Here is a 21687-nt window from a genome sequence, read left to right as displayed (position 1 = left end):
ATGAAAACGTCCCACCTGATCCGTATCGCCCTGCCCGGCGCCCTCGCCGCGGCATTGCTCGCCAGCCAGGTCAGCCAGGCCGCCGACCTGGTACCCCCGCCCGGCTACTACGCGGCGGTCGGCGAGCGCAAGGGCAGCGCCGGCAGTTGCCCCGCGGTGCCGCCGCCGTATACCGGCAGCCTGGTCTTCACCAGCAAGTACGAAGGCTCCGATTCGGCGCGGGCGACCCTCAACGTCAAGGCGGAGAAGACCTTCCGCTCGCAGATCAAGGACATCACCGACATGGAGCGCGGCGCCACCAAGCTGGTCACCCAGTACATGCGCAGCGGCCGCGACGGCGACCTGGCCTGCGCACTGAACTGGATGAGCGCCTGGGCCCGCGCCGGCGCCCTGCAGAGCGACGACTTCAACCACACCGGCAAGTCCATGCGCAAATGGGCGCTGGGCAGCCTCTCCGGCGCCTACATGCGCCTGAAGTTCTCCAGCTCGCGGCCGCTCGCGGCCCACGCCGAGCAGAGCCGGGAAATCGAGGACTGGTTCGCCCGGCTCGGCACCCAGGTAGTCCGCGACTGGAGCGGCCTGCCGCTGAAGAAGATCAACAACCATTCCTACTGGGCGGCCTGGTCGGTGATGTCCACCGCGGTGGTGACCAACCGCCGCGACCTCTTCGACTGGGCGGTGAGCGAGTTCAAGGTCGCCGCCAACCAGGTCGACGAGCAGGGCTTCCTGCCCAACGAACTCAAGCGCCGCCAGCGCGCCCTCGCCTACCACAACTATGCGCTGCCGCCGCTGGCGATGATCGCCGCGTTCGCCCAGGTCAACGGCGTCGACCTGCGCCAGGAGAACCACGGCGCCCTGCAGCGCCTGGCCGAGCGGGTGATGAAGGGAGTCGACGACGAGGAAACCTTCGAGGAGAAGACCGGCGAGGACCAGGACATGACCGACCTCAAGGTCGACAACAAGTACGCCTGGCTGGAGCCCTACTGCGCCCTCTACCGCTGCGAGCCGAAGATGCTCGAGGCGAAGAAGGACCGCGAGCCGTTCAACAGTTTCCGCCTCGGCGGCGAAGTGACGCGGGTGTTCAGCCGCGAAGGGGGAAGTTGAGGGCGTGGCGGGAAGCGGGCGCACAGGCCGGGGGCCACGCGCCCCTCTACCCCGCTCGCCGACCAGGCGTCCCAACAGGCGCCACACCCCGACCCATGCGCGACAGACGCGGGCGGGCGCAACACCTTAGGCAACACCACGGGGAGGAAAACGGCGGGTCGTCCCGCCTTTCCTCGAGCGCTCCAGGGCGCGGAAAGGCAGGGCCGACCTGAATGGTTGACGCTCTAGAGAGAGAGACGGCATGGTCTTTTCTTCAAACGTGTTCCTGTTCCTGTTCCTGCCGGTCTTTCTCGGCCTGTACTACCTGAGCGGCGAACGTTACCGGAACCTGCTGCTGCTGATCGCCAGCTACCTGTTCTACGCCTGGTGGCGGGTGGACTTCCTCCTGCTGTTCGCCGGGGTCACCGTCTTCAACTACTGGATCGGCCTGCGCATCGGCGCCGCCGGCGTACGCACCAGGGCCGCGCAACGCTGGCTGATCCTCGGCGTGGTGGTCGACCTCTGCGTGCTCGGGTACTTCAAGTACGCCAACTTCGGCGTCGACAGCCTCAACGAGATCATCACCTCGTTCGGCATGCAGCCGTTCGTGCTGACCCACATCCTGCTGCCGATCGGCATCTCCTTCTACACCTTCGAGTCGATCAGCTACATCATCGACGTCTACCGCGGCGATACCCCGGCGACCCACAACCTGATCGACTTCGCCGCCTTCGTCGCGATCTTCCCGCACCTGATCGCCGGCCCGGTGCTGCGCTTCAAGGACCTGGTCGACCAGTTCAACCACCGCACCCACACTGTCGACAAGTTCGCCGAAGGCTGCACCCGCTTCATGCAGGGCTTCGTCAAGAAGGTGTTCATCGCCGACACCCTGGCCGCCCTCGCCGACCACTGCTTCGCCCTGCAGAACCCGACCACCGGCGACGCCTGGCTCGGCGCCCTGGCCTACACCGCGCAGCTCTACTTCGACTTCTCCGGCTACAGCGACATGGCCATCGGCCTCGGCCTGATGATGGGCTTCCGCTTCATGGAGAACTTCAACCAGCCCTACATCAGCCAGTCGATCACCGAGTTCTGGCGGCGCTGGCACATCAGCCTGTCGACCTGGCTGCGCGACTACCTCTACATCAGCCTGGGCGGCAACCGCGGCAGCACCTTCCAGACCTACCGCAACCTGTTCCTGACCATGCTCCTCGGCGGCCTGTGGCACGGCGCCAACTTCACCTACATCATCTGGGGCGCCTGGCACGGCATGTGGCTGGCGATCGAGCGGGCCCTCGGGGTGAACGCCGCGCCGCGCGTGCTCAACCCGTTGAAGTGGGCGTTCACCTTCCTCCTGGTGGTGATCGGCTGGGTGATCTTCCGCGCCGAGAACCTGCAGGTCGCCTGGCGCATGTACGAAGCCATGTTCAGCTTCGGCACCTGGCAGCTCTCCGAACTGAACCGCGCCAGCCTCACCGGCCTGCAGGTCGGCACCCTGGTCCTGGCCTACCTGGTGCTGGCGTTCTTCGGCCTGCGCCAGTTCTACAACCAGCCATTGCAGACCAAGGCGCCCAAAGCCGCGGCGAACAGCGACGAAGTGGCCGCCGACGGCCCGGCCAGTGCCCAGCCGCGCGCCCCGCGCGAGGCCGCCGGCGACCCGGCGGCGATCGCCTACTCGCCGAGCGGCGCGCTGGTCTACCAGCCGAGCTGGCTCAGCCAGTTGCCCGTCCTGGCCACCCGCCTGGCGCTGCTCCTGCTGTTCGCCGCCTCGGTGCTGAAGCTCTCCGCGCAGAGCTACTCGCCATTCCTCTACTTCCAGTTCTGAGCGAGGCCCACGCCATGACACAGAGCATTTCCCGCCCCCTGCAGTACGCCTATATCGCCGCCTTCGGCGGGCTGCTGCTGGGGCTCGCCGGATGGTCGCTGAAGAGCGTGCCGGGCTTCTCCGCCGCGGCCGATACGCCACTGCTCAACGGCAAGCTGGCGCACGCCTTCGAAGCCCACTACGACAAGGAATTCCCGATCAAGCGCCTGGGCACCAACCTCTGGGCCGCACTCGACTACACGCTGTTCCACGAAGGCCGCCCCGGCGTGGTGATCGGCAAGGACGGCTGGCTGTTCACCGACGAAGAGTTCAAGCCGGCGCCGAGCGGCCAGCAACTGGAAGACAACTGGGCACTGGTGCGCGGCGTGCAGCGGGAGCTGAACCGGCGCGGCGTCAAGCTGGTGCTCGCGGTGATCCCGGCCAAGGCCCGCCTGTATCCCGAGCACATCGGCCGCGAGCAGCCGGCCGCGCTGCACGACAGCCTCTACCAGGACTTCCTGGCCCGCGCCCGCGCCGCCGGCATCGACAGTCCCGACCTGCTCGGCAGCCTGCGCCAGGCCAAGGACAACGGCGCGGTGTTCCTGCGCACCGACACCCACTGGTCGCCGCTCGGCGCGGAAACCGTGGCCCAGCGCCTCGGCGCGGAGATCCGCGAGACGCACCTGCTGGATGTGCCGGCGCAGAACTTCGTCACCCGCGTCGGCGAAGAACGCACGCACAAGGGCGACCTGCTCAGCTTCCTGCCGCTCGACCCGCTGTTCGACGAACTGCTGCCACGTCCGGAGCAGTTGCAGCAACGCACCACCGAAGCCGCGCCGGCACTGCCGGGCGACCAGCAGTCCGGCGCGGGCGACGACCTCTTCGGCGATAGCCAGCAACCGCGCCTGGCGCTGGTCGGCACCAGCTACAGCGCCAACCCCAGGTGGAACTTCGAGGGCGCGCTGAAACAGGCGCTGTCCGCCGACCTGATCAATTACGCGAAGGAAGGCAAGGGCCCCCTCGAACCGATGCTGGAACTGCTGCAGGACGAAGGCTTCCGCAAGGACCCGCCGCAACTGCTGGTCTGGGAGTTTCCCGAGCGCTACCTGCCGATGGCCAGCGACCTCAGCCAGTTCGACGCCGACTGGGTCGCCCAGCTGAAGGCCAGCGGCGGCCGCGACGAGCGCCTGGCCGCCAGCCGCAACGATTGAACGAACACAGCCAAGGCTGTTTACCCACGGGGCCGAACGCCCCGCTGAAGAAGAAGCAACGGAGGAATACCCATGAACCCGATGACCCGCCGCCACACCTGGACCCGCCTGGCCTGCGCACTTTCCCTCGGCGTCGCCGCATTCGCCGCGCAGGCCGACGAGGGCGCCCTGTACGGGCCCCAGGCACCCAAGGGCTCGGCCTTCGTCCGCGCCTACAACGCCGGCAACAGCGAACTCGACGTGTCGGTCGGCAGCACCAGCCTGAACGACGTCGCGCCGCTCGGCTCCAGCGACTTCAAGTTCCTCCCCCCCGGCAGCTACACCGCCCAGGTCGGCCAGCAGAGCCTGCCGGTGAAGCTCGACCCGGACAGCTACTACACCCTGGTCAGCCAGCCCGGCGGCAAGCCGCAGCTGGTGGCCGAGCCGCCGTTCAAGAACAAGCAGAAGGCGCTGGTGCGGGTGCAGAACCTCAGCGGCTCGAAGCTGACCCTGAAGACCGCCGACGGCAAGACCGACGTGGTCAAGGACGTCGGCCCGCAAAGCCACGGCGACCGCGAGATCAACCCGGTGAAGGTGAACCTGGCGCTGTTCGACGGCAGCAAGAAGGTCAGCGACCTGAAGCCGGTCACCCTGGCCCGCGGCGAGGTGGTCTGCCTGTATGTCACCGGCAGCGGCGGCAAGCTCGCGCCGGTCTGGGTCAAGCGCCCGGTGAAGGCGGACTGAGACCGACCGGGAGGGGCTCGCCCCTCCCGGCATTCCACACAACAAGACCGGCCCGACACCGGCGCACCAACCGTCAGCGCTCCCGCAGAAGGAGCGCACTGGAGAGGTCACCCGGGGCTCCGTGGAGCCCGGTAACGAGATATCCCGCCGCGCGGCGGGATCCCTAGACAGACGCATCGCTTCAAGGAGAAACAACATGATCCCAGTAATCCTTTCCGGTGGCAGCGGCTCGCGACTCTGGCCTCTTTCCCGCAAGCAGTACCCCAAGCAGTTCCTCGCCCTCACCGGCGACGACACCCTGTTCCAGCAGACCATCAAGCGCCTGGCCTTCGACGGCATGCAGGCGCCGCTGCTGGTGTGCAACAAGGAGCACCGCTTCATCGTCCAGGAACAGCTGGAGGCGCAGAACCTGGCGAGCCAGGCGATCCTCCTCGAACCCTTCGGCCGCAACACGGCGCCGGCGGTGGCCATCGCCGCGATGAAACTGGTCGCCGAAGGCCGCGACGAACTGCTGCTGATCCTTCCCGCCGACCACGTGATCGAGGACCAGCGCGCCTTCCAGCAGGCCCTGGCGCTGGCCACCAACGCCGCCGAAAAGGGCGAGATGGTGCTCTTCGGCATTCCCGCCAGCCGCCCCGAGACCGGCTACGGCTACATCCGCGCGAGCGCCGATGCGCAACTGCCGGAAGGCGTCAGCCGGGTGCAGAGCTTCGTCGAGAAGCCCGACGAAGCCCGCGCCCGCGAGTTCGTCGCCGCCGGCGGCTACTACTGGAACAGCGGCATGTTCCTGTTCCGCGCCAGCCGCTACCTGGAAGAACTGAAGAAGCACGACGCCGACATCTACGACACCTGCCTGCTGGCCCTGGAGCGCAGCCAGCACGACGGCGACCTGGTGAACATCGACGCCGCCACCTTCGAATGCTGCCCGGACAACTCCATCGACTACGCGGTGATGGAGAAGACCTCGCGCGCCTGCGTGGTGCCGCTGTCCGCCGGCTGGAACGACGTCGGCAGCTGGTCGTCGATCTGGGACGTGCACGCCAAGGACGCCAACGGCAACGTCACCAAGGGCGACGTGCTGGTCCACGACAGCCACAACTGCCTGGTGCACGGCAACGGCAAGCTGGTCTCGGTGATCGGCCTGGAGGACATCGTGGTGGTGGAAACCAAGGACGCCATGATGATCGCCCACAAGGACCGGGTGCAGGACGTCAAGCACGTGGTCAAGGACCTCGACGCCCAGGGCCGCAGCGAGACCCAGAACCACTGCGAGGTCTACCGTCCGTGGGGCTCCTACGACTCGGTGGACATGGGCGGCCGCTTCCAGGTCAAGCACATCACCGTGAAGCCCGGCGCGCGCCTCTCGCTGCAGATGCACCACCACCGCGCCGAGCACTGGATCGTGGTTTCCGGGACCGCCCAGGTGACCTGCGACGACAAGACCTTCCTGCTCACCGAGAACCAGTCGACCTACATCCCGATCGCCTCCGTGCACCGCCTGGCCAACCCCGGCAAGATCCCGCTGGAGATCATCGAGGTGCAGTCCGGCAGCTACCTCGGCGAGGACGACATCGAGCGCCTGGAAGACGTCTACGGGCGCACCGCCGAACCGGCCCTGCACGTGGTCGCCGGCAGCCGCTGAAGCGTCGACCCGGCCCCCTGGCGGAGCGATCCGCCAGGGGGTTGTTTTTTTCCGACAACCCACGGGATTGACTTTCCCTGGCCCTCCCCATGTTTCCATGAAGTTTCCGGAATATTCACGGGGAGCGGACATCAAGTATTAATGAACCCTTAAAGAAACAGGACTCGGGTTATTAATAAAAGCCACTCAGAAAACACCCGAGATCCATTCCAACCAACCCTGCAAGCCCCTGAAAACGCGGCTTCCGGCTTTATCCTCCAGTTTCTTCGAGTTCGTTCAGTCTTCATTCAGCCGTTGTTAAGCGAGTCTTAACAAACGTTCAGGCAGCATTCAGCGACATATAAATAACCTCTTCGTACCGCCCTCCCAGTACCGAGGCTTCATTACATGTCACTGGACTTTCTGCCATTCTCCCGGCCAAGCATCGGCGAGGACGAAATCGCCGCCGTGGAGCAGGTCCTGCGTTCCGGCTGGATCACCACCGGGCCGAAGAACCAGGAGCTCGAACAGCGCTTCGCCGAACGCCTCGGCTGCCGCCACGCGGTGGCGCTATCCTCGGCCACCGGCGCCCTGCACGTCACCCTGCTGGCGCTGGGCATCGGCCCCGGCGACGAAGTGATCACGCCGTCGCTGACCTGGGTCTCCACCGCCAACGTCATCACCCTGCTCGGCGCCACCCCGGTGTTCGTCGACGTCGACCGCGACACCCTGATGTGTTCGGCGCAGGCAGTGGAAGCCGCCATCGGCCCGCGCACCCGCGCCATCGTGCCGGTGCACTACGCCGGCTCCACCCTGGATCTCGAAGGCCTGCGCACGGTCGCCGGGCGCCACGGCATCGCCCTGGTCGAGGACGCCGCCCACGCGGTCGGCAGCGAATACCGCGGGCGCCCGGTAGGCTCCCGCGGCACGGCGATCTTTTCCTTCCACGCGATCAAGAACCTGACCTGCGCCGAAGGCGCGATGTTCGTCAGCGACGACAGCGCCCTCGCCGAACGGGTCCGCCGCCTCAAGTTCCACGGCCTCGGGGTCGATGCCTACGACCGCCTGAGCCATGGACGCAAGCCGCAGGCGGAAGTGATCGAGCCCGGTTTCAAATACAACCTGGCCGACCTCAACGCCGCCCTCGCGCTGGTCCAGCTCAAGCGCCTGGACGCGCTCAACGCGCGCCGCCAGGCCCTTGCCGAACGCTACCTGGAACGCCTCGCCGGCCTGCCGCTGGCGCCGCTCGGCCTGCCCGCGCACGAGCAGCGCCACGCCTGGCACCTGTTCATCCTGCGCATCGACGCCGAGGCCTGCGGCCTGGGCCGCGACGCCTTCATGGAAGCCCTGAAGGCGCGCGGCATCGGTAGCGGCATCCATTTCATCGCCAGTCACCTGCACCACTACTACCGCCAGCGCCAGCCGTGCCTGAGCCTGCCCAACAGCGAGTGGAACTCGGCCCGCCTGTGCTCCATCCCGCTGTTCCCCGACATGCGCGACGACGACATCGAGCGCGTCGCCCGCGCCATCAAGGACATCCTGGAGAAACGTCGATGAAGCCCTATCCGATCGACCTGGTCTCGGTGGTGATCCCGGTCTACAACGAGGAAGCCAGCCTGCCCGAACTGCTGCGCCGCACCGAGGCCGCCTGCCTGGAGCTGGGCCGCGCCTTCGAGATCGTGCTGGTCGACGACGGCAGCCGCGACCGCTCCGCGGAACTCTTGCAGGCCGCCGCCGAACGCGACGGCAGCGCCGTGGTGGCGGTGATCCTCAACCGCAACTACGGCCAGCACGCGGCGATCCTCGCCGGCTTCGAACAGTCCCGTGGCGACCTGGTGATCACCCTCGATGCCGACCTGCAGAACCCGCCGGAGGAAATCCCGCGCCTGGTGGAGCGCGCCGCGCAGGGCTACGACGTGGTCGGCAGCATCCGCGCCGAGCGCCAGGACTCGGCCTGGCGGCGCTGGCCTTCGCGCCTGGTGAACCTGGCGGTGCAGCGCTCCACCGGGGTCGCCATGCACGACTACGGCTGCATGCTGCGCGCCTACCGGCGCAGCATCGTCGAAGCGATGCTGGCCTGCCGCGAACGCAGTACCTTCATCCCGATCCTGGCCAACGGCTTCGCCCGGCATACCTGCGAGATCCGCGTCGCCCACGCCGAGCGCGCCCACGGCGAATCGAAATACAGCGCGATGCGCCTGCTCAACCTGATGTTCGACCTGGTCACCTGCATGACCACCACGCCGCTGCGCCTGCTCAGCCTGGTCGGCGGCGGCATGGCCCTGGCCGGCTTCCTCTTCGCCCTGTTCCTCCTCGTGCTGCGCCTGGCCTTCGGCGCCGCCTGGGCCGGCAACGGCCTGTTCGTGCTGTTCGCCGTGCTGTTCATGTTCAGCGGCGTGCAGTTGCTCGGCATGGGCCTGCTCGGCGAGTACCTCGGGCGCATGTACAGCGACGTGCGCGCGCGGCCGCGCTTCTTCATCGAGCGCGTGGTCCGCGCCACGCCCTCCGCGCTTCCCTCGGCCCTACAGCGGGTCGGTTTCACCTCTTCATCCAGCGAGCCTTCCACGCCATGACCTCGAAAGCCGTCGTCTTCGCCTACCACGACATCGGTTGCACCGGTATCGAAGCCCTGCTCAATGCCGGCTACGAGATCGCCGCCGTCTTCACCCATGCCGACGACCCACGGGAAAACACCTTCTACGCCTCGGTCGCACGCCTCTGTGCCGAGCGCGGCATTCCGCTGCACGCGCCCGAGGACGTGAACCATCCGCTGTGGCTGGAGCGCATCCGCCAACTGCGCCCGGACTTCCTGTTCTCCTTCTACTACCGCCGCCTGCTCGGCGCCGAGCTGCTCGCCTGCGCCGCACGCGGCGCCTACAACCTGCACGGTTCGCTGCTGCCGCGCTACCGCGGACGCGCCCCGGCGAACTGGGTGCTGGTCAACGGCGAAACGCAGACCGGGGTGACCCTGCATCGCATGATCGAGCGCGCCGACGCCGGGCCGATCCTCGCCCAGCAGGCCGTCGCCATCGACCCCGAGGACACCGCCCTGAGCCTGCACGGCAAGCTGCGCAAGGCCGCCGGCGCCCTGCTGCGCGACAGCCTGCCGCTGCTCGCCCTCGGCGTGCTGCCGGAAGTCGAGCAGGACGAGAGCCAGGCCAGCCACTTCGGCCGGCGCACCCCGGCGGACGGCCTGCTCGACTGGCACAGGCCGGCACGGCAGTTGTACGATCTGGTGCGCGCGGTGACCCAGCCCTACCCTGGCGCCTTCTGCCAGGTCGGCGAACAGAAGCTGATCGTCTGGAGCGCCGAGGTGGTCGCCGGCAACCACGGTCGCGAGCCGGGCAGCGTACTGTCCTGCGACCCGCTGCGGATCGCCTGCGGCGAGGACTCGCTGGTGCTGCGCTTCGGCCAGCGCGGCGAGCGCGGCCTGTACCTGGCCGGCACGCAACTGGCCACCGAGCTGGGCCTGGTCGAGGGCGCGCGCCTGCGTGGCGCGGCGTCCGGCCCGCAGCGCCGCACGCGGGTGCTGATCCTCGGGGTCAACGGCTTCATCGGCAACCACCTGTCCGAACGCCTGCTGCGCGACGGGCGCTACGAGGTCCACGGCATGGACATCGGCTCCGACGCCATTGAACGGCTCAAAGCCGACCCGCATTTCCACTTCGTCGAAGGCGACATCGGCATCCATTCGGAGTGGCTCGAATACCATGTGAAGAAATGCGACGTGGTCCTGCCGCTGGTGGCCATCGCCACGCCCATCGAGTACACGCGCAACCCGCTGCGGGTGTTCGAACTGGACTTCGAGGAAAACCTGCGGATCGTCCGCTACTGCGTGAAATACGGCAAACGCGTGGTGTTCCCTTCCACCTCCGAGGTCTACGGCATGTGCCAGGACCCGGACTTCGACGAAGACCGCTCGAACCTGGTGGTCGGGCCGATCAACAAGCAGCGCTGGATCTACTCGGTGTCCAAGCAGTTGCTCGACCGGGTGATCTGGGCCTATGGCCAGCAGGGCCTGCGCTTCACCCTGTTCCGTCCGTTCAACTGGATGGGCCCGCGCCTGGACCGCCTGGATTCGGCGCGGATCGGCAGCTCGCGGGCGATCACCCAGCTCATCCTGCACCTGGTCGAAGGCACGCCGATCCGCCTGATCGACGGCGGCGCGCAGAAGCGCTGCTTCACCGACGTCGACGACGGCATCGAGGCCCTCGCGCGGATCATCGACAACCGCGACGGCCGCTGCGACGGGCAGATCGTCAACATCGGCAACCCGGACAACGAGGCGAGCATCCGCCAGCTCGGCGAGGAACTGCTGCGCCAGTTCGAGGCCCACCCGCTGCGCGCGCAGTTCCCGCCCTTCGCCGGCTTCCGCGAGGTGGAGAGCCGCAGCTTCTACGGCGACGGCTACCAGGACGTGGCCCACCGCAAGCCGAGCATCGACAACGCCCGGCGCCTGCTCGACTGGCAGCCCACCATCGAACTGCGCGAGACCATCGGCAAGACCCTCGACTTCTTCCTCCACGAAGCGCTCCGCGAGCGCGAGGCACAGGCGTGATCCAGGCCGGCCTGCGCATCGACGTCGACACCTTCCGCGGCACCCGCGACGGGGTGCCGCGGCTGCTCGAGCTGCTCGACGAAGCCGGGCTGAAGGCGACCTTCTTCTTCAGCGTCGGCCCGGACAACATGGGCCGCCACCTCTGGCGCCTGGCGCGCCCGGCGTTCTTCTGGAAGATGCTCCGCTCGCGCGCCGCCAGCCTGTATGGCTGGGACATCCTGCTGGCCGGCACCGCCTGGCCGGGCAAGCCGATCGGCCGCGAACTCGGCCCGCTGATGCGGCGGACCCAGGCCGCCGGCCACGAGGTCGGCCTGCACGCCTGGGACCACCATGCCTGGCAGACCCACGCCGGCGTCTGGAGCGTGCAGCAGCTCGGCGAGCAGATCCGCCGCGGCAGCGATTGCCTGGCGGACATCCTCGGCCAGCCGGTGCGTTGTTCCGCCGCCGCCGGCTGGCGCGCCGACGGCCGGGTGGTCGAGGCCAAGCAGCCCTTCGGCTTCCGCTACAACAGCGACTGCCGCGGACGCGGCGCGTTCCGCCCACGCCTGGCCGACGGCAGCCCCGGCATCCCGCAGGTGCCGGTGAACCTGCCGACCTTCGACGAGGTGGTCGGTCCCGGCCTGCCGCGCGAGGCCTACAACGACTTCATCCTGGAACGCTTCGCCGCTGGCCGCGACAACGTCTACACCATCCACGCCGAGGTCGAGGGGCTGCTCCTCGCCCCGGCGTTCCGCGAACTGCTGCGGCGCGCCGAACGGCGTGGCATCCGCTTCCGACCGTTGGGCGAACTGCTGCCGGACGATCCGCGCAACCTGCCGCTGGCCGAACTGGTGCGAGGCCGCCTGGCCGGCCGCGAGGGCTGGCTGGGAGTGCGCCAGCCATGAGCCGCCGCCAGACCTGGTCGCTGCTGCTGATCGCCTTCGGCCTGTTCTACCTGGTTCCATTGAGCAACCATGGCCTGTGGATTCCCGACGAGACCCGCTACGCGCAGATCAGCCAGGCGATGCTGCTGGGCGGCGACTGGGTGTCGCCGCACTTCCTCGGCCTGCGCTACTTCGAGAAGCCGGTCGCCGGCTACTGGATGATCGCCCTCGGCCAGGCGGTCTTCGGCGAAAACCTGTTCGGCGTGCGCATCGCCTCGGTCGTCGCCACCGCCCTCAGCGTCCTGCTCGCCTACCTGCTGGCCCGCCGCCTGTGGCGCGACCCGCGCACCAGCCTGGCGTGCGCGCTGCTCTACGCCAGCTTCGGCTTGATCGCCGGGCAGTCCGGCTATGCCAACCTCGACCCGCAATTCACCTTCTGGGTCAACCTGAGCCTGGTGGCGCTGTGGTACGCCCTCGACGCGGGGAGCCGCCGCGCGCGCCTGCTCGGCTGGACCCTGCTCGGCCTCGCCTGCGGCATGGGCTTCCTGACCAAGGGCTTCCTCGCCTGGCTGCTGCCGGTGCTGGTCGCCCTGCCCTACATGCTCTGGCAGCGGCGCTGGCGCGAGCTGCTTGGCTACGGCGCGCTGGCGGTGCTGGCGGCGCTGCTCGTCTGCCTGCCCTGGGCGCTCGCCGTGCATGCGCGGGAAGCGGACTACTGGCGGTTCTTCTTCTGGCACGAACACATCCGTCGCTTCGCCGGCGAAGACGCCCAGCACTCTCGCCCGTGGTGGTTCTACCTGCCGTTGCTGGCGGTCGCCTGCCTGCCCTGGAGCGGCCTGCTGCCGAGCGCGCTGCGCCAGGCCTGGCACGAGCGGCGCCAGGCGCCGGTGGTCTTCCTGGCGCTATGGCTGCTGTTGCCGCTGGCGTTCTTCAGCCTGAGCCGGGGCAAGCTGCCGACCTACATCATGCCCTGCCTGCTGCCGCTGGCGCTGCTCATGGGCCACGCTCTGGTGCAGCGGCTGCGCCAGGGGAACAGCGTCGCGCTGCGCGGCAACGGGCTGCTCAACCTGGGCCTGGCGCTCCTCGCGCTGGCGGCCCTGGCCTACCTGCAACTGCGCAAGCCGGTGTACCAGGAAGAACCCTTCGAGCTGTTCCTGGTCCTCCTGGTGATCGGCGCCTGGGCCGCCGCCGGCCTCGCCCAGTGGCGCTACCCGCTACGCGCCTGGGCCGCGCCGCTGCTGGCGAGCTGGGTACTGATCGCACTGCTGCCGGCGGCGATGCCCAACCATGTGGTGCAGAACAAGACCCCCGACCTGTTCGTCGCCGAACACCTCGACGAACTGGCCGGCGCCCGCCATCTGCTGAGCAACGACCTCGGCGCCGCCTCGGCCCTCGCCTGGCGCCTGCGCCGTAGCGACGTGACGCTCTACGACACGCGCGGCGAGCTGAAGTACGGCCTCTCCTACCCCGAGCACAGCCAGCGCAGCGTGCCCTTGGCAGACATCCGCCAGTGGCTCTGGCGGGCACGCCAGGACGGCTCGGTGGCCGTGCTGCTGCGGATCAACAGCGCCAGCGACCGCTACCAGCTGGCGCTGTTGCCGGGCGACGGCGAACGCTACCGGAACGGCAACCTGGTCCTGGCGATCCTGCCGCAGGTGCGCCCATGAGCGCCGCGCTGCTGCTCGCCACCCTGCTCATGACCGGCCTCGGCCAGGTTGCGCAGAAGCTCACCGTGGAGCACTGGCACCTGGTCGCCGCCGACGGCTGGACGGCGCGCCTGCGCAGTCCGTGGCCGTGGCTGGCGCTGCTCGCCCTCGGGCTCGGCCTGCTCTGCTGGCTGCTGCTCCTGCAACGGGTGGAAGTCGGCAGCGCCTATCCGATGCTGGCGCTGAACTTCGTCCTGGTCACCCTGGCGGCACGCTTCGTCTTCGATGAGCCGGTGGATCGCCGCCACCTCGCCGGCCTGTTGCTGATCGTCGCCGGCGTGGCCCTGCTCGGGAGGAGCGCATGAACGCGCTACGCGGCTGGCTGGCGGCCCTGGGCAGCGTGCTGCTGGCCAGCGCCGCCCAGCTCGGCATGCGCTGGGGCATGAGCCGCCTGCCGCTGCCGGAAGCCTGGGCCGGGCAAACGCCGGAGCGCGCCGCGCTGCTCGCGGTAGCCCTGGCGGTGGCGGCCTACGCCGCCTCCCTGCTGTGCTGGCTGGCCGCCCTGCGCCACCTGCCGCTGGGCCGCGCCTACAGCCTGTTGAGCGCCAGCTACGCGCTGGTCTACCTGCTGGCGGCGAGCCTGCCGGCGTTCGATGAAACCTTCAGTACCAGCAAGACCCTGGGCGTAGGCCTGGTGGTGCTCGGCGTGTTGACCGTCAACGCCCGCCGCACCGCTGCCGCGCCCGCGCATCATCCGTCGAGGAAAGCACCATGAAGATCAGCGTATTCGGCAGTGGCTATGTAGGACTGGTGCAGGCCGCCGTCCTCGCCGAAGTGGGCCACGATGTACTGTGCATGGACATCGACCGGAACAAGGTCGAACGCCTCGCGCAGGGCCTCGCCAGCATCTACGAACCCGGGCTCGACGCCTTGCTGCGCGAAGGCCTGGACAGCGGCCGCCTGCGTTTCAGCAGCGATGCGCGCCTGGCCGTGGAGCACGGCCGGGTGCAGTTCATCGCGGTCGGCACCCCGCCTGGCGAGGACGGCGCGGCCGATCTCGGCGCGGTCTTCGCGGTGGCCGATGCCATCGCCGAGCATCGCCGCAAGCCCGTCATCGTGGTGGAGAAATCGACCGTCCCGGTAGGCACCGGCGACCGCCTGCGCGCGCACATCGAGCGGCGCCTGGAAGCCGACGGACGCGAACTGGAATTCGAGATCGTCTCCAACCCGGAATTCCTCAAGGAAGGCTCCGCCGTCGCCGACTGCCGACGCCCGGACCGCATCGTGGTCGGCTGCGACAACGAAGAGGTGCGCCAGGTGATGCGCGAACTCTACGAGCCGTTCAACCGCAACCACGACCGCATGCTGTTCATGGGCCTGCGCAGCGCCGAACTGACCAAGTACGCGGCGAACGGCATGCTGGCGACCAAGATCAGCTTCATCAACCAGATCGCCGAACTGGCCGAACACCTCGGCGCCGACATCGAGGCGGTGCGCCAGGGCATCGGCGCCGACCCGCGGATCGGCTACCACTTCATCTACCCCGGCTGCGGCTACGGCGGCTCCTGCTTCCCCAAGGACATGCGCGCGCTGATCCACAGCGCCGAGCAGGCGCATTGCTCCAGCGACCTGTTGCAGGCGGTGGAAGCGATCAACCGGCGGCAGAAGCACAAGCTGTTCGAACGCATCCGGGTGTTCTACGACGGCGACCTGCGCGGCAAGACCTTCGCCCTCTGGGGCCTGGCCTTCAAGCCGAACACCGACGACATGCGCGACGCGCCCAGCCGCGAACTGATGGAAGCGCTCTGGCGCCACGGCGCGCAGGTGCGCGCCTACGATCCCGAAGCCATGCAGGAAACCCAGCGGCTCTATGGCCACGACGAACGCCTGAGCCTGATGGGCACCCCCGAGGCGACCCTGGGAGGCGCCGATGCGCTGGTCATCTGCACCGAGTGGCAGCAATTCAAGGCACCGGATTTCGAGCTGCTCAAGGAGCGCCTGAAGGCCCCGGTGATCTTCGACGGGCGCAACCTCTACGACCCCGAGCGCATGGCCCGCCACGGCTTCCACTACTACCCGATGGGACGCGGGCAGTCCTGCTCGTTGCCGATCAACGAGGCCAGCCTCGCACAGGAAGATGGCGTGCGCCTGTTGCGCCAGGCCTGAGGCCGCCCCAGGTCGGATCGACCGCTGGGGCGAATAACCGCTGCGGTTATCCGCTGGTTCGCCGGAGTATCGGCGGATAACGCCTGCGGCGTTATTCGCCCTACCCCCTGCCACGTCGCTCAGGTGGCGTAGGGCGCATGGCCGCCTCGCGGCTATCCGCCAGCCGCCGGCTCCCGCGAGGACGAGGTCCCCAACGCCAGTCCCGGCTCGGCGCCGCGCTTGAGCACGGCGTAGAGCAGCCCGGTAAGCAGGCTGCCGGCGACGATCGCCAGCAGGTACGCCAGGGCGTGGTTGATCGCGTTGGGCACCAGCATCACGAACAACCCGCCGTGAGGCGCCTGCAACTTGCAGCCGAAGTACATCGACAGGGCGCCGGTCAGCGCGCCGCCGGCGATGCTCGCCGGGATCACCCGCAACGGGTCCTTGGCGGCGAACGGGATGGCGCCTTCGGAGATGAAGCACAGCCCCAGCACAGAGGCTGCCTTGCCGGCCTGCCGCTCGCTCTCGGCGAACTTGCGCCGCGCCAGCAGGGTCGCCAGGCCCATGCCGATCGGCGGCACCATGCCCGCCGCCATCACCGCCGCCATCGGCGCGTAGCTGTGCGACGAGAGCAGGCCGACGGAAAAGGCGTAGGCGGCCTTGTTGACCGGTCCGCCGAGGTCGACGCACATCATCCCGCCGAGCAGCAGGCCGAGGAGGATGGCATTGGAGGTACCCATGCCGTCGAGGAACCCGGTCAGTGCCGCGAGCATCCCGGCCACCGGCTTGCCGACCACGTAGAGCATCAGCAGGCCGGTGACCAGGCTGGCCAGCAACGGGATGACCAGGATCGGCTTCAGCGCTTCCAGGCTCGCCGGCAGCCTCAGCCCGTGGCTGATGGCCCGCGCCGCATAGCCGGCGATGAAGCCGGCGACTATCCCGCCGATGAACCCGGCGCCGAGGGTCCCGGCGAGCAGGCCGCCGAGCATGCCCGGCGCCAGGCCCGGGCGGTCGGCGATGGAATAGGCGATGTAGCCGGCGAGCATCGGCACCATCAGGACGAAAGCCGTGTCGCCGACCGTCCTCAGCACCGCCGCCAGGCTGCCCGGCTGCTTGTAGGCATCGATGCCGAAGGCCAGTGACAGGGCGATCAGCAGGCCGCCCGCGACCACCATCGGCAACATGAACGACACCCCGGTCAGCAGGTGCTTGTACACCCCGCGCTTCTCGTCCCTGGCGACCACCGCGCTGGCTGCGCCCGCGCTCTCGACCTGCCCTTCCGCCAGCGCCCGCTCGAGCGTCGCGCGGGCCTGCTTGAGGGCCACGCCGGTGCCGCAACGGTAGATCTTCTTGCCGGCGAAACGGGCCGTGTCCACGTCGATGTCGGCGGCCAGCAGGACCACGTCGGCGGCGGCGATGTCCGCCGGGTCGAGCGGGTTGCGCGCGCCGACCGAGCCCTGGGTCTCGACCTGCAACGCGAAGCCCAGTTGCCCCGCCGCGAGCTGCAACGCCTCGGCGGCCATGAAGGTGTGCGCCACGCCGGTCGGACAGGCGGTCACCGCGACGATCCGCGGTGCCGCTCCGGCCTCCGGCGCAACCAGGCCGGCCTCGTCCCCGGCGACCTCCACGCTCGCCAGGGCGGCGGCCCGCTGGAGGAAGGCGCGCGGATCGGCCAGCGCCTCGGCGGGACGCGCGCGATACACCGGCTTGCCGACGAAACGCGCCGCCGCCAGCGGCTCGACGCCGACCAGCAGGACCCAGTCGGCTTCGGCGATCTGTTCGGCGCTCAGTTCGCCCTCGGGCCTCGACCCGGCATTCGCCTCGACGCAGGTTTCCCAGCCCAGGCGCTCGGCGGCGCCCCGCAGCAGGCGCGCGGCGAGCACGCTGGTGACCTGTCCGCCAGGGCAGGCGGTGACGATCGCTAGTTTCATCTCAGGCCTCCTCGACCAATGGCTGTACCACGACGCCCGCTTCGATCCGCGCCAGGCGCTGCGGATCGCCGATGCCGAACTCGAACTGGGTCACCGCCAGGCTGGCGATGGCGGTGGCCTGACGCAGCACCCGCTCGGCCGGCCAGCCGCTGGCCAGGCCGTGCAGCATGCCGGCCAGCAGGGAATCGCCGGCGCCCACCGTGCTGGCCACTTCCACCGCCGGCGGCCGCGCCTGCCAGGCACCCTCGGCGGCGAACCAGTTGACCCCCGCGGCGCCCTGGGAAATCACCACCTGGCCTACCCCGTCATGGCGCAGACGTTCGGCCGCCTGGCGCTGTGCGACCAGGTCATCCATCGGCGCCGAGCAGAGATCGGCCAGTTCCTCGACGTTCGGCTTGATCATCCACGGCGCAGCCTTCACACCTTCGCGCAGGGCCGCGCCACTGCTGTCGAAGGCGACCTTCAGGCCGAGGCGCCGCAAGCGCCGCAGCAGTTCTCCCAGCCATTCCGGCTCGACCCCGCGCGGCAGGCTGCCGGCGACCACCGCCAGCTCGTGCTCCCCGGCAAGCCGGTCGAGGCGTTCGAGCAACGCCGCCTGGGCTCGCTCGTCGGCCTCCGGGCCCGGCCCGTTGAGGTCGCTGACGCGCCCGCCGCGCTCGGCCAGCTTGATGTTGCTGCGGGTTTCGCCCGGCACCCGGACGAACGCATCGGCGAAGCCACGACGCTGGAACATGGCGGTGAACGGCGGCTGGTTGTCTTCGCCGAGGAAGCCGCTGACCGTCAACCGATGGCCGAGGTCGGCAAGCACCTGGGCGACGTTCAGACCCTTGCCGGCGGCCTGGGTCAGCACCGCCTCGCTGCGGTTAACCGCCCCCAGTTCCAGCTGGCGCAGGCGCACGGTGAGGTCCAGCGCAGGGTTCAGGGTAATCGTCAGGATCCGCGCCATTACTGCACCTCCGCTTCCACCAGGGCCCGGACCTCGGCGGCGCTCGCCAGGCCCAGGGCTTTGCGGGCCAGGCCGCGCGCAGCGACCAGCTGCAGTTCGCGCACGCCGGCCTTGACCAGGGCGATGCTGCGCGCCGAGACGCTCAGCTCGTCCACTCCCAGGCCGACCAGCAGCGGCAACGCCAGCGGGTCGGCCGCCAGTTCGCCGCAGACGCCGACCCACTTGCCCTCGGCGTGGGCGGCGCGGACGGTCATGTCGATCAGTTGCAGCACCGCCGGATGCAGGCCGTCGGCCTGGGCCGAAAGACTCGGGTGGCCGCGATCGATAGCCAGGGTGTACTGGGTCAGGTCGTTGGTGCCGACGCTGAAGAAATCCACCTCGCGGGCCAGCACCGGCGCGAGCAACGCCGCCGAGGGCACCTCGACCATGATCCCCAGTTGCAGGTCGGCCAGCGGGATTTCCTCGCGCAGGCGCAGCGCCAGGTCACGCGCCTGGCGCCATTCGTCGAGGCTGCCGACCATCGGGAACATCACCCGCAGCGGCCGCTCCCCGGCGGCGCGGAACAGCGCGCGCAACTGGGTCTCGAGGATCTGCGGTCGCTGCAGGGTCAGGCGGATACCGCGCAGGCCCAGATAGGGATTCTCTTCGTGGGGAATCGGCCAGTACGGCAGCGGCTTGTCCCCGCCGACATCCAGGGTCCGCGCCACCAGCGGACGTCCGTCGAGGGCGTCGAGCACCCGACGGTATTCCGCTTCCTGGGTCGCCAGGTCCGGCGCGCGGGCGTTGTTCATGAAGACGAACTCGGTGCGCAGCAGGCCAACGCCCTCGGCGCCCAGCTCCACCGCGCGCGCGGCGCCGGCGGTGTCGCCAAGGTTGGCGCAGACTTCCACCGCGTGGCCGTCGCGGGTCCGCGCAGGCTCCAGACGCTGCGCGTCGGCGCGGGCCTGGCGCTGCTGGCGGGCGTCGCGCTCGGCGGCGGCCTGCTGCAACTGTTCGGTGCTCGGCGCCACCTGCAGCCAGCCGTGTTCGCCATCCAGCAGCAGTGCCGTGCCCGGCTCCAGGCCGAGCACCGCCGCGCCGGCGCCGACCAATGCCGGAATGCCGAGGGCGCGGGCGATGATCGCGCTGTGCGAAGTGGCGCCGCCGCGCGCCGTGAGGATGCCGGCGACCCGCTGGGCGTCGAGGCGGGCGACATCGGAGGGGCCGACCTCGTCCATCACCAGGATGTACGGCTGCTCCGGCTCGCGCGGCGCCTCCACCCCGCAGAGCCTGGCCAGCACCCGCCGGCCGAGGTCGCGGAGGTCGGCGGCGCGCTCGGCGAGCAAGGTGTCGTGCAGCGCCTCCTGCTGCGCCGCGCTGTCTTCCACTACCCGACTCCAGGCCGCTTCGGCGCTTTCGCCGCGATTCAGGCGCAGTTGCACCTGCTCGGCCAGTTCCGGATCGTCGAGCATCTCCCGGTGGGTGACGAAAATCTCGCGGATCGCCTTCACCGTGCTGCGTTCGACCAGGCCGACGATCTCCTCGTCCACCGCCCGCTTGGCCCGCAGCAGGCGCTCGCGTTCATGGGCCGGCGACTCGCCACGCGGCTGGAACTCGAAGCGCTGCGCCACCTGGACATGCGCCGGACCACTGGCGATGCCCGGCGACGCGGCGATCGCCTGCAGGCGCTCGCCGGCGCGCAGCGGCGCCGGCCGGGCATCCTCTTCCGCCTCGCCGACGGCATCGGGCAAGGCTTCCTCCGCCAGCGCTTCGACCTCCTCGCCGAGCCCCTCGCGCACCGCGGCCAGCAAGGCTGGCAGCGCGTCCTCGGCGATCGCCGGCTCGGCGCTGAACTCCAGCGTCTGGCCGCGTCGCGCGCCGAGGGCGAGCAGCTTGCTCAGGCTCTTCGCCGAGACGGGGGCCGCCTCGCTGTCGGCCAGGCGTACCCGGATCTCGCCGGCGAAGCCCTTGGCCAGCTGCGCCAGCGCCTGCGCCGGGCGGGCATGCAGGCCATGCGGGTTGGCCAGGACCGCTCGCGCGCTGGGCCAGTCCGGCGGCAGCTCGCCACCGAGCGCCGCGAGTACGCTGCGGCTGCTGGTGGCGCGCACCAGTTCGGCGCCACGCCCTTCCAGCAACAGGTCGCACAGGCGTTCGAGCAGCGCCTGGTGCGCTTCGCCCAGGCTGGCCAGGCAGAACAGCCCGGTGACCGGTTGCCCCTGGTGCTGCAACGGTTGCGCCGGAGTGACGAAGGCCAGCCCGGGGCGCTTCACCAATTGTTCGCTGTGCAACCAGCACAGCCCGTCGCCCAGCGGCAACGGTTCGGTCTGCTGGAGCACGGCGGCGAAGCCGTTCTCCACGCAGCCGGCCTTCTTCAACAGGCGCGCGCCGAGCCAGGCCAGTTCGTCGAGGTCCTCGGCGTTCTGGCCGAGGCCGACCAGTTGTGCGTCCAGCGCCAGTTCCTGCGGCGCGCCCTGCAACAGGCCGAGGACGTCCTCGGCGCTGGCGGCCGCGCTCAGCGCCGGTCCCAGGTCGGCCTCGCCGAGGGCGCGGGTGAGCAATTGCAGGAGCTGCAGGTGTTCGTCGGACTTCGCCGCGATGCCGATGGCCAGGTAGACCTGCTGGCCATCGCCCCAGTCCACTCCCTCGGGGAATTGCAGCAGGCGCACACCGGTGCTGAAGACCAGCTCGCGGGTATCCGGGGTCCCATGGGGTATGGCGATGCCCTGGCCGAGGTAGGTGGAGCCTTGTGCCTCGCGCGCCTTCAGGCCCTCGGCATAGCCGGGCGCGGCCAGGCCGTCGGCGACCAGCGCCGCGCCGAGCAGGCGCAGGGCTTCGGCCTTGTCCGCGGCGCGCTGGCCCATGCGGATCTGCCGGGTATCGAGTTCGAGCATGGAAACCTCCTCAGGAGCGAACGGCTCCCCGTCTCACGTCCGGATCGTCCCGCCGCGCCGAGGCGCGGGCGCGGGATGTGCCGGCGGTAGCGGAAAGCGGCTCGCGGGAGCCTTCCGTACAGCCTGGGGCGGTGATCCGCTTGTTGTCATTGACCTGCCATAGCGTAGGCGGCGCCGCGTTCGGGCTGCGCGAGGCAGCCTGGGGCAGGGGCGCCGGCTTCGCCGGAATCTTTTGCTGAATCGATTCACTTAATTAAATTGGCACGTTACCCGATAATGATTGATC

The 21687-nt window shown here is 69.4% G+C and carries 16 protein-coding genes; 13 read left to right on the top strand and 3 right to left on the bottom strand.

Annotated elements, in window-relative coordinates; genetic code table 11:
- The 13 genes from algL (at position 1) to VQ067_RS07710 (ending at position 15675) form a co-directional block, all read left to right on the top strand.
- Positions 1 to 1104 carry an alginate biosynthesis protein AlgL gene (gene algL, locus VQ067_RS07770; protein WP_003092108.1) on the top strand — a complete coding sequence of 368 codons (1104 nt, stop codon included), beginning with the start codon at positions 1 to 3 and terminating at the stop codon, positions 1102 to 1104.
- 241 nt (positions 1105 to 1345) lie between these two features.
- Entirely contained in the window at positions 1346 to 2908 is a 1563-nt protein-coding gene (locus VQ067_RS07765; RefSeq protein WP_022579708.1) for an MBOAT family O-acyltransferase, read from the top strand.
- A 14-nt stretch (positions 2909 to 2922) separates the two neighbouring features.
- Positions 2923 to 4098, top strand: a complete 1176-nt coding sequence (algJ, locus tag VQ067_RS07760; RefSeq protein WP_033991466.1) for an alginate O-acetyltransferase — start codon at positions 2923 to 2925, stop codon at positions 4096 to 4098.
- A gap of 72 nt (positions 4099 to 4170) precedes the next feature.
- Positions 4171 to 4821 carry an alginate O-acetyltransferase AlgF gene (gene algF, locus VQ067_RS07755; RefSeq protein ID WP_003092112.1) on the top strand — a complete coding sequence of 217 codons (651 nt, stop codon included), beginning with the start codon at positions 4171 to 4173 and terminating at the stop codon, positions 4819 to 4821.
- Between the two features lie 196 nt (positions 4822 to 5017).
- The gene (locus tag VQ067_RS07750; RefSeq protein ID WP_019484508.1) at positions 5018 to 6463 is read left to right on the top strand and encodes a mannose-1-phosphate guanylyltransferase/mannose-6-phosphate isomerase; all 1446 of its coding nucleotides are present in this window, start codon (positions 5018 to 5020) and stop codon (positions 6461 to 6463) included.
- A 387-nt stretch (positions 6464 to 6850) separates the two neighbouring features.
- Complete coding sequence (arnB, locus tag VQ067_RS07745) at positions 6851 to 7999, top strand: UDP-4-amino-4-deoxy-L-arabinose aminotransferase (protein ID WP_023099316.1); 1149 nt, start codon at positions 6851 to 6853, stop codon at positions 7997 to 7999.
- On the top strand, positions 7996 to 9015 hold the full coding sequence (gene arnC / locus VQ067_RS07740; RefSeq protein ID WP_003092115.1) for an undecaprenyl-phosphate 4-deoxy-4-formamido-L-arabinose transferase: 1020 nt from the start codon (positions 7996 to 7998) through the stop codon (positions 9013 to 9015). Before arnB ends, arnC begins: the two co-directional genes overlap by 4 nt.
- Entirely contained in the window at positions 9012 to 11000 is a 1989-nt protein-coding gene (gene arnA, locus VQ067_RS07735; protein ID WP_023099315.1) for a bifunctional UDP-4-amino-4-deoxy-L-arabinose formyltransferase/UDP-glucuronic acid oxidase ArnA, read from the top strand. The genes arnC and arnA overlap by 4 nt, the downstream gene beginning before the upstream one ends.
- Positions 10997 to 11884: a 4-deoxy-4-formamido-L-arabinose-phosphoundecaprenol deformylase gene (arnD, locus tag VQ067_RS07730; protein ID WP_015502515.1), complete on the top strand. Its 888-nt coding sequence runs from the start codon at positions 10997 to 10999 to the stop codon at positions 11882 to 11884. Before arnA ends, arnD begins: the two co-directional genes overlap by 4 nt.
- Positions 11881 to 13530, top strand: coding sequence for a lipid IV(A) 4-amino-4-deoxy-L-arabinosyltransferase (gene arnT / locus VQ067_RS07725; RefSeq protein WP_023111472.1), 1650 nt, complete (start codon positions 11881 to 11883; stop codon positions 13528 to 13530). Before arnD ends, arnT begins: the two co-directional genes overlap by 4 nt.
- Positions 13527 to 13874: an EamA family transporter gene (locus VQ067_RS07720; protein WP_003110471.1), complete on the top strand. Its 348-nt coding sequence runs from the start codon at positions 13527 to 13529 to the stop codon at positions 13872 to 13874. Before arnT ends, VQ067_RS07720 begins: the two co-directional genes overlap by 4 nt.
- On the top strand, positions 13871 to 14284 hold the full coding sequence (gene arnF / locus VQ067_RS07715) for a 4-amino-4-deoxy-L-arabinose-phosphoundecaprenol flippase subunit ArnF (protein WP_003110472.1): 414 nt from the start codon (positions 13871 to 13873) through the stop codon (positions 14282 to 14284). Before VQ067_RS07720 ends, arnF begins: the two co-directional genes overlap by 4 nt.
- Positions 14281 to 15675, top strand: a complete 1395-nt coding sequence (locus VQ067_RS07710; protein WP_003117510.1) for a UDP-glucose 6-dehydrogenase — start codon at positions 14281 to 14283, stop codon at positions 15673 to 15675. The genes arnF and VQ067_RS07710 overlap by 4 nt, the downstream gene beginning before the upstream one ends.
- A 152-nt stretch (positions 15676 to 15827) precedes the next feature.
- On the opposite strand, the gene VQ067_RS07705 is transcribed toward VQ067_RS07710, so the two are convergent.
- Genes VQ067_RS07705 through ptsP form a run of 3 tightly spaced genes read right to left on the bottom strand, consistent with a single transcriptional unit; the run spans position 15828 to position 21401 of the window.
- Complete coding sequence (locus tag VQ067_RS07705) at positions 15828 to 17585, bottom strand: PTS fructose-like transporter subunit IIB (RefSeq protein ID WP_003107161.1); 1758 nt, start codon at positions 17583 to 17585, stop codon at positions 15828 to 15830.
- 1 nt (position 17586) lies between these two features.
- Positions 17587 to 18531, bottom strand: a complete 945-nt coding sequence (gene pfkB / locus VQ067_RS07700) for a 1-phosphofructokinase (RefSeq protein WP_003112874.1) — start codon at positions 18529 to 18531, stop codon at positions 17587 to 17589.
- The gene (gene ptsP / locus VQ067_RS07695; protein WP_031685477.1) at positions 18531 to 21401 is read right to left on the bottom strand and encodes a phosphoenolpyruvate--protein phosphotransferase; all 2871 of its coding nucleotides are present in this window, start codon (positions 21399 to 21401) and stop codon (positions 18531 to 18533) included. The genes pfkB and ptsP overlap by 1 nt, the downstream gene beginning before the upstream one ends.
- Positions 21402 to 21687: the final 286 nt, after the last annotated feature.

Origin of the sequence: Pseudomonas sp. KBN12P06040, assembly GCF_037574965.1 — a bacterium.
Lineage (GTDB): Bacteria > Pseudomonadota > Gammaproteobacteria > Pseudomonadales > Pseudomonadaceae > Pseudomonas > Pseudomonas aeruginosa.
Note: the sequence above shows the minus strand (reverse complement) of the source record. Positions and strands in the feature narration are given on the sequence as shown.

Bases quoted from the DNA above. Each gene is read 5' to 3' on its own strand.
- pfkB (WP_003112874.1), bottom strand. From the start codon at position 18,531: ATGGCGCGGATCCTGACGATTACCCTGAACCCTGCGCTGGACCTCACC.
- arnF (WP_003110472.1), top strand. From the start codon at position 13,871: ATGAACGCGCTACGCGGCTGGCTGGCGGCCCTGGGCAGCGTGCTGCTG.
- arnT (WP_023111472.1), top strand. From the start codon at position 11,881: ATGAGCCGCCGCCAGACCTGGTCGCTGCTGCTGATCGCCTTCGGCCTG.
- algF (WP_003092112.1), top strand. From the start codon at position 4,171: ATGAACCCGATGACCCGCCGCCACACCTGGACCCGCCTGGCCTGCGCA.
- VQ067_RS07705 (WP_003107161.1), bottom strand. From the start codon at position 17,585: ATGAAACTAGCGATCGTCACCGCCTGCCCTGGCGGACAGGTCACCAGC.
- VQ067_RS07765 (WP_022579708.1), top strand. From the start codon at position 1,346: ATGGTCTTTTCTTCAAACGTGTTCCTGTTCCTGTTCCTGCCGGTCTTT.
- algJ (WP_033991466.1), top strand. From the start codon at position 2,923: ATGACACAGAGCATTTCCCGCCCCCTGCAGTACGCCTATATCGCCGCC.
- arnB (WP_023099316.1), top strand. From the start codon at position 6,851: ATGTCACTGGACTTTCTGCCATTCTCCCGGCCAAGCATCGGCGAGGAC.
- arnC (WP_003092115.1), top strand. From the start codon at position 7,996: ATGAAGCCCTATCCGATCGACCTGGTCTCGGTGGTGATCCCGGTCTAC.
- VQ067_RS07710 (WP_003117510.1), top strand. From the start codon at position 14,281: ATGAAGATCAGCGTATTCGGCAGTGGCTATGTAGGACTGGTGCAGGCC.
- algL (WP_003092108.1), top strand. From the start codon at position 1: ATGAAAACGTCCCACCTGATCCGTATCGCCCTGCCCGGCGCCCTCGCC.
- VQ067_RS07750 (WP_019484508.1), top strand. From the start codon at position 5,018: ATGATCCCAGTAATCCTTTCCGGTGGCAGCGGCTCGCGACTCTGGCCT.
- VQ067_RS07720 (WP_003110471.1), top strand. From the start codon at position 13,527: ATGAGCGCCGCGCTGCTGCTCGCCACCCTGCTCATGACCGGCCTCGGC.
- ptsP (WP_031685477.1), bottom strand. From the start codon at position 21,401: ATGCTCGAACTCGATACCCGGCAGATCCGCATGGGCCAGCGCGCCGCG.
- arnA (WP_023099315.1), top strand. From the start codon at position 9,012: ATGACCTCGAAAGCCGTCGTCTTCGCCTACCACGACATCGGTTGCACC.